Consider the following 12,564-nt stretch of genomic DNA (forward strand, 5'->3'; position numbering starts at 1 on the left):
GTGGTTGTAGACCTCGGTAGTGCTGATCTACTCGACCAGTCCACGCACAGGGTGCGCTCGTCGACCTTCGGCACGGAGCTGATCTCCGCCCTGTACTTCTTCGAGCCCTGCGCGGTCTCCGTGAAGGTCATGCCGCCGAAGTACGCGCCGAGCACGATGCCGCGTGTCTCCTGGAAAACGCTCGCGACGGTGAGTTCCTGGGAGGTGTAGATGTAGCGCGCGGGGGTGAGCTGCTGCCAGTGTGGTGCCGGGCTTCTCGATGGCGCGGCGGATCGTCACGCGATCCTCAGTGGACAAGCCGAGGCCAGTCCAGGCAGCGGGCAGCGAGGTAGTGGCGTCGGCGGGTTATGGAGTGCCGGGTGGGGCGAGGGACAGTCCCCGGTGCCGGGACACGAACAGGGTGGGATGCAAGCTCAAGTGGGCGATGCCTCCAGGGTGTGGCCGGAGGTCGCTCGCACGGAGTCGTGCTCGAGCGCCTAGTTGGTCAGATGCCGCGGGTACGCGAGCACCTGGGTGAGATCCCTGCAATGCAATGAGGTTCGCGGGCCTGGTCATCTCACGATGATCGTCACCTTGCTCCCGGCGCCGGTCAAGCGCGCCGCGGCCTGGCCGTAGCCGAGTTCCTCGTCGGCCACGGCATCGACGAACCCGTGAGCTGGCAACCAACCCGCGAGCTGGCCGACGGGCTGGACCTGTCCGGCCCCGACCCGGACGTCCTGCCCGGCAGGTGCTGATCGAGTTGCTCGGTGCGGACCTGCCGCCTCGACCGCGGCTGGTCCATCTCCGCACTCGCCGTCCGCTACCAGGTCAACCGCCGCCGCATCCGTGTAACTCGCCGCCGCCTACGACATGTGGGTCGCCATCCGATACCGGGCGCACGGCTGGCGCGGTCAGCCGCCGATGAGGCCACCGCCGCCGGCACCGCCACCGAGAAGACCACCACCGCCGCTGCCACCCACGCCACTGTCACTGAGGAGACTGGTATTGAGGAGACCGGTATCGAGGAGACCGCCTCCGAGAAGGCCCACGCCACCGCCGAGAGGGACGAGGCCGTCGTCGGCGGAGGCGGTACCGCCGGTGACCAAGGCCAACGCGGCAGCGGCGGCCAGCACGGTCAGCGTCGCGGCGGCCCGTTCGCGAATGGACATTAGGTACTCCTGTTGTTCACCCTGCGGGTGATTCCGACTCGAAGACGATGAGCATCCTTACGCAAGGTATCTGCCACATGGCCTAGCAAATCGATGGTCCATACGGGTTAACATGCCCGCCGGACAATCGCAGGCCGGACGCGAGAGACGTGCCCGCCGAAGGCACAAGGCACATGTCACCTTGGTGCAAAGCTCCGACCTGCCAACTGCTGTTCCGGTCAGGCCTGCGCCGCGAACCGGACAGGTCCACCACCTAAACGGGATGAGCGCGACAGGTCCCCCCAAGCCATCCACGAGCCGTAGCAGCCCAGCCGGTGCCGGCGCTCGCGCCCGGCCGCAGGAGGCAGGCACGGCCCGGCGATCGAACCATGGCCTTGTCAAGCAGGTAGGGCGTACCCGAGAACAACACAGTGTCTCGCTGGCCTCGTTTGCCGCCTGGACTCCGTCGAGATGGACTGTTGGCCTGCATGTGGCAGCCGGTGTCGCTCGCGACCCATCCGGCCAGTCGTGATGAGCCTGGTTCGCGCTGGTCAGGATATTCCGCGAGATGTCCAGGAACCACGATCGGTGTTGCCGGTTACGCGGCGGCCGCGTGTTGGTGCAGCCAGTGCAGGAGTTCGGGGGTGTCGGTGGTGAAGAGTCCGAAGTGGGGGCCGAGGGTGCCGGCGTCGGCGGTGGTGGGGTGGATGCGGTAGGTGATGTCGTTGCCCAGGGCGGCGAGTTCGGGGACGAGCCGGTTGGTGTGGGCGATGGCGACGCGGGTGTCGTTCTGGGCGTGGGAGATCCGGATGGGGGCGGGGACGGGCAGGGCGGGGTTGGTCAGGTCGAGCTGGCGCAGGAACTCGCGCTGGTGGGGGTCGGGGTCGCCGGCGAGGTCGCCGCGGAACTGTTCGGTGCCGGGGATACCACCCCACAGCTCGGTGGTGGACAGTTCCACGCGGCAGCGGTCGCCGGAGGTTGCGAACAGTTCGTAGGCCCGGTCGGTGAGCACCTGGCGCGGGTCGATGACGGTGTCGCCGGCGGTGGCCCCGGCGGTCGAGCCGATGATCGCGCCGGTGAGCAGCATCGGGGTGAACGCCAGTCCCGGTGTGGTTCCGGGGTAGCGGCTGCCGGCGAGCACGTCGTCCTTGATGTGCGAGGCCGGTGCCAAAGCTGCGACCGCGCACAGGTCCAGTCCCGGAGTGCGGGCGGGGGCGTGATGGCCGGCGAACAGGGCGGCCTGCCCGCCCTGGGAGTGTCCGACGACCGCCAGCCGGGTGGAGATCTGCGGGTGCAGGTTGCGGGCGGCCACGGCGATGTCGAGCACGCCGTAGGCCTCGGACTCGCCCAGCAGGTAGGGGTGGACACCCCCGGTGCCCAGTCCTTCGTAGTCGGTCATCGCGACCGCCCACCCCGCCCGCAGCAAGGCGTTGAGCAGCACGTGCGGTGCCTGGTTGATCCGGTGATGCTCCGGCAGCCGCTCCGCCAGCTCCAGCGAGTCGCGCGACGGGGCGCACTTCTCGCCCAGCCCCAGGGTGCCGTGCGCCCAGCTCACCAACGGATAACCGTCCTGCGGGGCCGGGGCGGGAGGCAGCGCCACGATGCCCGACACCGCGATCGGGGTGCCGTCCACCGCGGTCGACCGGTACAGCACCAGATCGTTGCGCGACGCCGAGCTCAACGCGGCCGGCCCGGTCAACTGCCGTGACCGGATCACCTCGCCGGGCACACCGCCCAATGATGCAGACGACACGAAGAAGACATCCTCCAGCACCGACAACCCTCCGCACGCACGCCGTGCTCGGCACCCCCGTAGCGGCCGGGCGTGATCATGCCAGCAGCTGGCGCCGTGCGCCATGCCCGTCCCCGGACCGCTCGGTGTCCATCGTCCCATTCACCGCACTCGTCTCCGGTACAACACTGGCCGCTCAAGCGACGATCGGGCGGAGCACCCCCGTACCCATCTGCCGACCTGCGCAGGTGCCGTCGGCTGGTCGTGAGCGCGCTAGGGTTGATCTGGTGGTAGCGAGCCGAGCGCGGAGGGTGTCGTGGAGCAGAACCGGCGTCCTCGGCTCCACCGGCTGCTCATTGCCGATCGGTATCGTGACTCGGGCTCCATCGTGGCGCTCGTCTGCGCGCGGTGTGTGATGGAACTGTCGGTCACCGGCGCCAGCGCCACCGTGCTCAGCCACCTCCACAACGGTTCCGACGGCGCGACTCACCCGAGTCGGGGCTTGGTCCACGCGACGAACCCGACCAGCGCCGCGCTGGGCGACCTCCAACTCACCATCGGTGAAGGACCGTGTCTGGACGCGTTCGGCTCCGGCGGGTCAGTGCTGGTGGCCGATCTGACCGCCGAAGGTGCGCACTGGCCCGCGTTCACCCCTGGCGCGTTGGCGCTAGCACCGCGCCGGGTCACATCATCGAAGCGCTCGACAAGGTCGATACGACGCACACCTCGGCAAAGTGTTGGTCACGCTCGCGGGTCGCCGATGCTGAGCCCAGTGCCGGGTACCGGCAGCATCAATACAGCAAAGCGCAGCATGAATGCGCAACAACGCATGGCAATGCGTCGCCAGGCCCCGTGTATCACGAGGGGACTACTCTCAGCATTCCCCGTCGCTTCGCCATCCACACTGGCGTTGTCAATATTTCGAGGTCGCGGGTCCCGGCAACGCGAATCTACCCGCCGGGTGGCGGATGCCGAGCTCTTCCCCGGCGATGCGCTCAAGGTTTGGTTCCGTGCAACAACGGGTATACGAATCGCGCTAACGGGTTGAGGATGCAGCTCGGATCGGTTCGCTGTGCTCGTCGAAGGAGCCTTTCCGGTGAAGATTGCGATGGTCTCTCTCGACGCCAGTCCTGTGAACGCCGTCATCTGCTCACGCGGAGGTCATGTCGCCGCGTTGGCCGGCGCACTTTCCCGGCATCAGCACGAGGTGACCGTGTACACGGGCAACTCGGATCTCACCGCGGAAGAGCACATGAGCATGAACGGGTTCGCGGTCACGCACCTTCCCCCGACCGCAGCGGCGTTCGCGGACATGCTCGTCGCGCAGTGGCAGCGGGAAAGGCCTGATGTCGTGCATGCGCAATCGTGGGCATCCGGGCTGGTGAGCGCGATGAGTGCACGCCACGCCCAGGTGCCCTTGGTGCAGACAGTGGACGAACCGGACGGAAAGACCGTTCAGTCTCGTTCGGTTGAGCGAGGGCTTTGCCATGCTGCAAGCCGGATCGTCGTCACCAGCGAGCGCCGAGCCGCTGCGTTGATCAGAGCCGGTGCGCGGAGGGCACAGGTGTACGTGGTTCCGCCGGGCGTGGACACCGAACTGTTCCAGCCGGACAGTTCCGGTAGGTCCCGCTCGCTGCCACACCGCGTGGTGTGGCTGGGTGAACCGTTGTCGTTCAACAACATTGACGTCTCCAGCGTGGTTCCGAACACCAAGTTCGCGACCATCGGCGGCACTGCTCAGTTGTTGTCGGATCAGGATCGTGCGGCACTTCTGCGGTCTGCTGATGTCGCGGTGTGCGCGGGCTCATCTGCCGAGCAAGAAGCTCTGACGTTGCAGGCGATGTCGTGCGGTGTCCCGGTCATCGCGCTCATACCTGACGGACCGAGTGACATGGTGGTGCACGGCATCACCGGTCTGCACGTGCCGCAGGGCAGCGTGGCTGAGCTTCTCCGCACGCTGCGCGCACTGGTGGCTGACTCGACGAAACAGGACCTGCTCGGCACGACCGCCCGCGACCGAGCGTGCGTGCGGTACTCGTGGGGTCGCGTCGCCAGCGACCTGGTCCAGGCATACGACCAGGCGATCGGTTCGCGCCGCAACGACGCGGCATTGCACTAACTGGCCCTACCTCGCGCGTGATGTCATCGATGCGCCAACTCCAGCGCAATGCCGGTGACCTTCAGCAGCTGACCGACCCGAACACGGTCTTGCCACCGCCGGTTCGTCGCCTGGTCCCCCACCCCGTTTGCGCGACCTCGCGGTAGGTCCGGCCGCCATAGTAGGCCAGCACGAGCGCCTACGTTGGCAGCGGCTCAGCCCCCGGACGCAGTCGTGGACCCGGCGGCGTTCGGTATTGCCGATCGCCCACTCGGCCGCTTGGTCGAAGGGGCGACTGTAGTCCCGCGAACAGTCACCTAAGGGTCGTCACCATGCCGGGTGGTGTCGTGCCCGGTGCTGTGGAGAGACCGACTCGCTGTCGCGTCACGCTGCGGACGCCACGGCGTGAGATTGTCACGCCGGGGTGTCGGCGGCGACGATGGGGATGAGTTGGTCCAGGCCGCCGATGCGCAGGGCTTTGGCGATGTTGGCCGGCAGCGCGGTGACGGTCAGGGTGCCGCCGCGGGTGTGCAGGCGCCGCCAGATGCCCAGCAGGGCGCTCATGCCGGAGGAGTCGCAGAACCGGACCTGCGAGAAGTCCAGCAGCACGTGCACCCCTGGGGTGCTGTCGGTCCCGGTGTTGTCGATCAGGGCCAGGACGTCGTCGTGCATCCGGGCGGCGGTGACGTGGTCGATCTCGCCGCCCAGGGCGATGACGACGCGGTCGCGGTCGGCGGTGGTCAGGGCGACGGTGACGGGAGGCGGGGTGCTCACCTGTCCTCCTCCTTGCCGGCCGGGCCAGCGTCCGGGATCGTGCCGGGGTGTGCGTCCGTGGCCGGGGTGCGGGCCGGTGGTGGGCCGTCGGGCCGGTCCGGGCGAGGCGGCACGGTCAGGGCGAGCACCGCGACGTCGTCGGCCCGGTCGGGGTCGAAGCGGTCCAGCAGGGCGCTGACCCGGTCGGTCAGTTTCGCAGCGCGGCATCCGTGCTGGGCGGCCAAGAAGGCCTCGAGGTTGTTCTCGCCGAACTGCTCGCCGGTGTGGGTGCGGGCCTCGGTGAGGCCGTCGGTGTAGAGCAGCAGGGCGTCCCCAGGGCCCAGTCGCTGGGTGCCGATGGCGAACGGCGCGTCGGGCAGCATCCCCACCAGCGTTCCCGGCGGCACCTCGAACGGCCGCGCCCCGCCTGCGGCGGGCAGCAGGAACGGCGGCGGATGTCCCTCGGAGGCTACCGTCACCTCGAACCCCGCCCCGGCCCCGTCACCGGCCGGATTGCCTGGAGCGTCCGGGTGGCCTGGGGGCAGCGGGGTGAGCACGGCGAACAACACGGTGCAGAACTTGGGCATCGCGTCCAAGCTCTGCTCGGCGATCATCGCCGCGTTCAGCTCGGCCAGCACCGCCACCGGGTCGTCGTGGTGGACGGCAAGCGCCCGGAGGGTGTAGCGGATGAACGAGGTCAGCGACGCGGCCGGGGCGCCCTTGCCGCACACGTCGCCCAGGCTCACCGCCCACCGGCCGCCGGGCAGCGCAAACACGTCGTAGAAGTCCCCGCCCACCTCGCGCGTCGAGGCGGTGCGGTACAGCGCCGACATCTCCAGGCCGGGCACGCGGGGCAGCGCGGGCGGCACGAGGCTGCGTTGCAAGGTGGTCGCGAAGGACTCGATCTCGGTACGGTCGCGTTCGGCCTGCTCGCGCAGCTGGCGCTCCAGCCGCAGCCGGTGCAACGCCGACAGCCGCAGCTCCAGCTCGTCCAGCACCACCGCGGCCAGGTCCCGCAACGTGTCCATCCCGGCCTGGTCGATCCGGCGCGGCTTGGTGTCGATCACGTTCACCGTGCCCAGACGGTGCCCGTCGGCAGTGACGATCGGCGCGGCGGCGTAGAACCGCGCCCCCAGCTCGCCGGTGACCAGAGGGTTGTCGCACGCCGCTGATCGGTCACCGCGTCGGTGACCACGTAGGTGTCGTCGGACAGGATCGCCGACCCGCATAACCCCGGATCACGCCCGATCTGGGTGACCCCGTCCAGACCGTGCGCGGCCTTGAACCAGATCCGGTCGGAGTCCACGATCGTCACCGACGCGATCGGCACGTCGAACCACCGCGCGGCCAGCCGCGCGACCCGGTCGAACGCCCCGTTGGGCGGAGTGTCGAGAATGTTGTAGCGGCGCACCGCCTCGATCCGGGCGGCCTCCACCGCCGCCGGTGATGCGTCCCGGCCACCCGGCACCACGATCGGGGTCCACTCGCCCTCTGGCTGTGCGATCCCCATCGCGAATCCCCACCCCTCGCGCGAGCGTTTGCTCGCCTTCGTCCGCGAGCGCCGCACACCGCCCGGACAACCACCACCGGGGCCCGTGCCCGCTCGCGGTACGACCGTACCGGTTGGGCCGATCCGGCACACCACTAGCTAGCCCGATGGTGAAACCGTAGCCGTCCACACCCACTCCGCATCCCTGACCGAGTGGCGAAACGCTACTGTGCGCACGCCCCGCATACCGGACGAAGCCCACATCGCATCCATCACCCACACCCGGCGCTCCACCGGTTGTCCGGAAAGCCCAGCGGGGTGCGGACACGCGTGTCCGCACCCCGCCGAACAGCGATATGCGCCAGCTACTTGGCGGCCTGGTCCAAGTCCACCAGCGCCGCGGCAAGCTTGAAGTACTTGCTGGTCCCCAGGTCCCGCACGGTCTTGATCCCGAAGGCCGAGGCCAACTTCTCCGCGTCACCCTCGCTGACCCCGGCCAAGGCCGCGACCGGCGCGTCGAGGACTTCGGCCACGGTCAGCCCCTCGTACGCCTTGTCCAGCTGCTTGGCCAAGTCCACGGAAACAGCCACTGGTGACTTCCCCTCACGTTCGTAGTCGATCATGACCGCGCCACCCTATCGAGCCCGACCTCCGCCTCGGCGCCTATGACCGGATCGATACGCACGACCACCGGGATGGAGCATCGAGCCTCACACCCGGACGGCAAACGCTGCGGACACGCCGAGCAGCGGCAGTGGTCGAAGATCAACATATCGGTCGAATCGGCTCAGAAATCGCGCGACCGCTGGTCGCAGGTCGCACGCTCGCTCGATGTACCGCGCACTGCCCGACGATGAACACCCGAGGCCACCGCGACCGGTGCCCGTCCTCGGCGTTCTCCACGCCGGACATCATGTCGGACATCAGGTGCACTTCCATGATCGGGAGTTTTACAGTCCCGCACCCGGCAACAGAGTTGATCGGTGGCCGGCGCACCTACGTGTGCGTCACGCCGAAGGGAACCGCGGTTCGCAGGTGATCTCCGCCCAGACAGTTTTACCCTCAAGACCTGGGGAGACGCCCCAATCCTTGGCCAGCCGGTTGATGATGACCATGCCTCGGCCGCGATCACCGCCCAGCCGCGACGAGTCAAGGACGGGCATGTCCGCGCTGGCGTCGTCGACCTCGACCCGCACATGACACAGCTCGGCCGACTGGCACAGGCGCAGCACGTAAGGGCTCGTGCCGTGGTCGACGGCGTTGCTCACCAGCTCGGTGACGACCAGGAGAATGTCGTCCAGTTCGTCATCGCTCACATCGCGCAGCGTCTCGCGGGTCCAGCGCCTGGCCGCCGCGGCTTGGCCGGCGTCACGGGTGAACTGCAGGAAGCTCGTTATAGGGCCATCATCCGTATCGCTGGTGCGATGCACGTGCCTCACGTCCTCGTGGAAAGGTGGCAACGCTGCTCCGGCGCCCCAACCCGCCCAACCAGCACTCACCCTCATGATGCCCTGCTTTACCCCAAAACGACCATTTCTGACCATCAGCGCGGCTTCGCGGCGCGCAGTCTTCACCACCCCGGCGACCGCCATCGCCGCCGAAGAACAAGGGGTGGGATCAGCTGGCGGCTGCTTCATACGCCTGACCAGCGACCTTGACTGAGCCGCACTCGCCAGCACGGGTCTCCACCACCAAGACTGGAGACTCACGCTGACCCTGGTCAGGCGCAGTTCCGATGTCAGAACAGGTAGCGGTGCAGCGGACCGCAACCGGCGATCACGGCGTTCATGCTCTTGGCGAACCGCTAGCGAGCACGCTGCCCCCTCACAACGCCGGCAGCAAGGTGACCTGGTCGGTCGTGGTCCACTCCAGCATCAGCAGAGTCGCGTCGTCCTGCAGCGTCAGCGCGGTGAGGTATTCAGCCGCCGAGTCAGTCTTGGCGGCCCTTACGGCAGACGGAACCGGCTCGGTCGGCACGGGCTTGCCCACCGGGGCTTGACCGAATCCGTGTCCGCGCTGCCGTTGCTCCCGCGCCGTACAGGCTCGTAGGACTCGATGTCGGGGGCTTGCGCGGTGACGTGGTGGAGATCGGCCAGGGCAGGTGGCGGTTCCATGGGCGCCGGCTCCATGGGCGGGATGACCGGCGCGGCCGCGGGGGAAGTGCCGCTGCGTGACCCGTTGCGGGGCGCACCGTTCGCCGCGACGTCGTCGGTTGTAGTCGCACGGCTGGTGGCTCGATCCGGCGTCGCGGTGCCTTGCGGGTGGTTCAGCGACCTGTCCACAGCCGACAGGTAGGCGAGGTGGGTGTCGGCCATCGCGCTGGTAGGAGGCGTGCGTGGCGGCTGCCGGCCGGTGAACCTCCCGCACGGTCTCCCACCGGCCGGCCGGCCCCTGGACGGTCGGGATCTGGTCTGGTTCCGGCCGTCGTTCCGTCGGCCTGTGCGCTGGCTGCGGCATAACGGCTGGCACCTCCGGTGAGTGCGTGGCGTCGGCGGGCGGATAGGGCTTGCGGTGGTTGGTGCCTGTGATCAAAACCACGGCGGGGGATTTGGTCGGGTCGGGCAGTGGTTGCGGCGCGTGGTCCTCCCACAGCGGCGCGAAGTCACCGGCACACCCCGGGAAAGCGCCTGGCGATGCCGTCGTGCAGCGCGGTGAGGCCGTTCTTGCCCTGCTGGTCCAGTGCGATCGCTGTGTGCTCGCGGTGTCCGAGGTTCGCGCGCACCAGCCCGGTCAGGACCGAGCCGGGGCCGACCTCGACGAACGTCCGGACACCGTCGTCGTACATCAAGGTCACCTGGTCGGCGAACCGCACCGGGGACACCGGTTGACGGGCGATCCGCTCGGCGATCCCGGCAGAGGCGGCGGGGTACACGGCGGCGTCGGAGTTCGCGTAGACCGGGACCTTCGGCGCCGTGAACTCGAGTTCGCGCAGGTAGCTGTGCAACGGACCGGCCGCGTCCTGGACGAGCGGGCTGCGGAAGGCTGCCGACACCTCAGCGGTCGCGCACGGACGCCGCGTTCCTCCAGCTGCCGGGCGCGGCGAGGGACCGGCTCCCACCGGAGATCACCACCTGCTCGGGAGCGTTGTGGTTGGCAGTCCACAGGTCGCGGGCACCGACAGCGCGGATTGCGTGGTCGACGTACCGGACCGTCGCGTGTACGGCGAGCATGCCGCCGGATTCGCATGCGGCGTCGCGCATCAGCTCGCCTCGCCGCCGCGCCAGGCGCAGGAGGGAGGCGTCGCCGAGGACTCGGCGGCGTGCAGGGCGGTCAGACTGTGGTCGGCGACGCAGTCCGGGCGAATCCCCAGGGCGTCCAGGACGGCCAGCAGCGCCATGCTGTGCGCAGCCACGGCGGGCTGTGCCCATTGGGTGGCCGTCAGCCGCCCGGTTTGCGCTTCCCTTTCCTCGTCGCTGAAGGCGGTGCCGGGGAACACGACCCTGTGCAGTGGACGGTTGTCCATCTCGACGTCCGCGAGCCGGTCCCACAGCAGGCGGGCCTGCGGGACGTGCATGGCGACATCCGCGCCCATGTCCACGTACTGGCTGCCCTGGCCGGGGAAGAGGAACGCGATGCGTCCTGCGCCGGGCGAGCCGGCGCCGTAGTGCGTGCCATCCGGCGTGCTGAACGGCGTCTGCGGGGCGTTGTGAACGCGCGCGACGGCTTGCTCTGTCTTGCGCCTCAGCTCGTCGGTGTCGGTGGCCACGGCCGCGAGCCGCCGGTCGAGCACACGGACAGCAAGCTTCTCCTGGGATTCACGGGCGATCACGGACAGTGGCCGCCGGTCCTCGGTCACAGCGCGGAAGCTGTCGAGCAGGTCCTGCGGAGAGGCCCCGGCCAAGACGACCAGCTCCGAGGCAGCCGTGCGCGTTCGATACGGTTGGCGAGTTTCGTTGCGGGGGATGTGTTCCTCGACGGTGACGGTCCCGATCGGGGCAGTGGTCACCGGCCCTAGCATCGCTGAGCACTTCGAGGAGCTGAACACAGGACGGCGGGCAGCTGGTTCCAGCCGAGCCCACAGCTCGTCAGTCAGGACCTCCTCACGCAAGCCATGATCATGAAACGTCGTGCCTGCAAGCAAAGCTGACACACCAGATCATTTGAACTGATCACTAAAGAATCGAGAACTTGCCTTCGCGATCAGGATCTGCGGATCGATTCCCCTGACGAGGTGTGGGTACTCCAGCGGCTCGTCGGCGAGCAGCGCCTCGTCGTGGGTGAGTGCTGTGGCTGTCGGTGCTGTTGTCGAGCGTCGTCATGGTGATGTCCCCGAATTCAGGTGGGCGTAGGCATGGCTGCCAGCGTGGATGCGTAATTCGTTGATGGGAAGGGAATCAGATTCCCTGCGGCCTTGTGCCGTCGAGCGGAGCCAGTGGAGCGCCTGTGTCCAGCGACGCCGGTATCCGGTGGCGCAGGCTGCGGGGCGCCACCGGCCCGCTCCTGCAGCCCGAGCTCAACCCCGACGAGCTGCTCAACGCCGACCGCAAACGCAACGCCGATGCTCCATGAGCCCACCACGTCGACCGGCTCGCCCACGAACCCGACGCTTCCTACGCCGCCACCGACGCCGACCACACATCATCCGCGGCTACTTCCGAGCCCACACGCCCGCTACGTCATCACATGGGCAACCGGACACGGTCGGCTTGACATGCCGGTTCGTGACCTGCACAGCGTCGAACGACCCGGTCCGCTGATCCATACGGGTATATGTCGACGGATGAACGGATTGGCGTGCGTATTGGGGCCGGTTGGAGCGTCTAGCAGGTAGAGGGCCGACACACCGGCATGCACCGGTAGGTCCTCCGACCGGACACCACCCACGAGAAAGCCCTCCGGGCGTCGCGGCACACAACCCTGACAGGACACCGCGACACCCTGGGGCGGAAACGGACTTCCCATGAACCGTACCCGTCTGACCGCGCTCGCCGCAGCCGCACCCCTGGCCATCGTGCTCGGCCTGGGCGCCGGTACCGCCTCCGCCGCGCCGCCCGACAACTCCAGGAGCATCTACCTGCTCTGTGAGGCCGTTACCGCGACCCCCGTGGGATCGCTGTACAACGTGGCGGGCGTGCGATGCACTCTCAAGAGCGGTGAGCTGCCCCTCGTCGGCACCTACGAGAACGGCTCCATCGAACAGATCAACACCAACCTGGTCTACGTCTGCTCGACCGTCACCGTGGTCGAGACCGACATCCCCGGAACCAGCAACGTCGTCGGCACCGGCTGCAAGTGACACCCCTCGTCGGTCGGCGGCGGCCGAACAGGCGATGGTCGAGCCAGTGCGACCGGGGAAGGCCCAGTGAACGTCATCGCGGGTCGCCGGGCGACTGCGCGGGCGAGAGAGCCAGTGCAGCAGAACGAA

Annotated in this window: 16 protein-coding genes; 5 read left to right on the plus strand and 11 right to left on the minus strand. The window is 68.4% G+C overall.

All coding sequences use genetic code 11. The features are described 5' to 3' along the window. Positions 1-210, plus strand: coding sequence for a hypothetical protein (locus tag BMW88_RS41260; protein ID WP_143116354.1), 210 nt, complete (start codon positions 1-3; stop codon positions 208-210). Between the two features lie 680 nt (positions 211-890). Here the strand turns inward: BMW88_RS41260 and BMW88_RS31395 are convergent. Both BMW88_RS31395 and BMW88_RS31400 read right to left on the minus strand, forming a co-directional pair. After that, positions 891-1,148, minus strand: coding sequence for a hypothetical protein (locus BMW88_RS31395; RefSeq protein WP_089957792.1), 258 nt, complete (start codon positions 1,146-1,148; stop codon positions 891-893). A gap of 577 nt (positions 1,149-1,725) precedes the next feature. After that, positions 1,726-2,901: an alpha/beta hydrolase gene (locus BMW88_RS31400; RefSeq protein WP_177221503.1), complete on the minus strand. Its 1,176-nt coding sequence runs from the start codon at positions 2,899-2,901 to the stop codon at positions 1,726-1,728. A gap of 1,054 nt (positions 2,902-3,955) precedes the next feature. Between BMW88_RS31400 and BMW88_RS31405 the strand changes: the two genes are divergently transcribed. Further along, positions 3,956-4,978, plus strand: a complete 1,023-nt coding sequence (locus tag BMW88_RS31405; RefSeq protein WP_143116355.1) for a glycosyltransferase — start codon at positions 3,956-3,958, stop codon at positions 4,976-4,978. Between the two features lie 393 nt (positions 4,979-5,371). On the opposite strand, the gene BMW88_RS42335 is transcribed toward BMW88_RS31405, so the two are convergent. The 6 genes from BMW88_RS42335 to BMW88_RS42340 all read right to left on the minus strand — a co-directional run bounded on the left by BMW88_RS42335 (position 5,372) and on the right by BMW88_RS42340 (position 9,188). After that, entirely contained in the window at positions 5,372-5,731 is a 360-nt protein-coding gene (locus BMW88_RS42335) for an STAS domain-containing protein (protein WP_177221504.1), read from the minus strand. Further along, positions 5,728-6,783 (minus strand): PP2C family protein-serine/threonine phosphatase, encoded by a 1,056-nt coding sequence (locus BMW88_RS31415; RefSeq protein ID WP_245778180.1) that lies wholly within the window; start codon positions 6,781-6,783, stop codon positions 5,728-5,730. The genes BMW88_RS42335 and BMW88_RS31415 overlap by 4 nt, the downstream gene beginning before the upstream one ends. Next, positions 6,780-7,220 (minus strand): hypothetical protein, encoded by a 441-nt coding sequence (locus BMW88_RS43630; RefSeq protein WP_245778181.1) that lies wholly within the window; start codon positions 7,218-7,220, stop codon positions 6,780-6,782. The genes BMW88_RS31415 and BMW88_RS43630 overlap by 4 nt, the downstream gene beginning before the upstream one ends. Positions 7,221-7,564: 344 nt before the next feature. Then, positions 7,565-7,789: a hypothetical protein gene (locus BMW88_RS31420; RefSeq protein ID WP_089958056.1), complete on the minus strand. Its 225-nt coding sequence runs from the start codon at positions 7,787-7,789 to the stop codon at positions 7,565-7,567. A 417-nt stretch (positions 7,790-8,206) separates the two neighbouring features. Next, positions 8,207-8,836, minus strand: a complete 630-nt coding sequence (locus tag BMW88_RS31425; RefSeq protein WP_143116356.1) for an ATP-binding protein — start codon at positions 8,834-8,836, stop codon at positions 8,207-8,209. A gap of 187 nt (positions 8,837-9,023) precedes the next feature. Then, a complete protein-coding gene (locus tag BMW88_RS42340; protein ID WP_177221505.1) occupies positions 9,024-9,188 on the minus strand; it encodes a hypothetical protein in 165 nt (54 codons plus the stop codon). A gap of 123 nt (positions 9,189-9,311) precedes the next feature. On the opposite strand from BMW88_RS42340, the gene BMW88_RS41265 reads away from it, so the two are divergent. Beyond that, positions 9,312-9,494 carry a hypothetical protein gene (locus BMW88_RS41265; protein WP_143116357.1) on the plus strand — a complete coding sequence of 61 codons (183 nt, stop codon included), beginning with the start codon at positions 9,312-9,314 and terminating at the stop codon, positions 9,492-9,494. A gap of 307 nt (positions 9,495-9,801) precedes the next feature. On the opposite strand, the gene BMW88_RS31430 is transcribed toward BMW88_RS41265, so the two are convergent. Genes BMW88_RS31430 through BMW88_RS31440 form a run of 3 tightly spaced genes read right to left on the minus strand, consistent with a single transcriptional unit; the run spans position 9,802 to position 11,247 of the window. Next, positions 9,802-10,191, minus strand: a complete 390-nt coding sequence (locus BMW88_RS31430; protein WP_089957808.1) for an ACP S-malonyltransferase — start codon at positions 10,189-10,191, stop codon at positions 9,802-9,804. Between the two features lies 1 nt (position 10,192). Next, positions 10,193-10,399, minus strand: a complete 207-nt coding sequence (locus tag BMW88_RS31435; RefSeq protein ID WP_089957811.1) for a hypothetical protein — start codon at positions 10,397-10,399, stop codon at positions 10,193-10,195. Beyond that, positions 10,399-11,247 (minus strand): acyltransferase domain-containing protein, encoded by an 849-nt coding sequence (locus BMW88_RS31440; RefSeq protein ID WP_143116358.1) that lies wholly within the window; start codon positions 11,245-11,247, stop codon positions 10,399-10,401. Before BMW88_RS31440 ends, BMW88_RS31435 begins: the two co-directional genes overlap by 1 nt. 335 nt (positions 11,248-11,582) lie before the next feature. Between BMW88_RS31440 and BMW88_RS44125 the strand changes: the two genes are divergently transcribed. Together BMW88_RS44125 and BMW88_RS31445 are read left to right on the plus strand one after the other, a co-directional pair. Next, a complete protein-coding gene (locus BMW88_RS44125; protein WP_281249472.1) occupies positions 11,583-11,708 on the plus strand; it encodes a hypothetical protein in 126 nt (41 codons plus the stop codon). Positions 11,709-12,099: 391 nt separating this feature from the next. Beyond that, positions 12,100-12,435: a hypothetical protein gene (locus tag BMW88_RS31445; protein ID WP_089957817.1), complete on the plus strand. Its 336-nt coding sequence runs from the start codon at positions 12,100-12,102 to the stop codon at positions 12,433-12,435. The last annotated feature ends 129 nt before the right edge of the window (positions 12,436-12,564 follow it).

The sequence above is a fragment of the Lentzea xinjiangensis genome (assembly GCF_900110955.1).
In the GTDB taxonomy this organism is placed as follows: domain Bacteria; phylum Actinomycetota; class Actinomycetes; order Mycobacteriales; family Pseudonocardiaceae; genus Lentzea; species Lentzea xinjiangensis.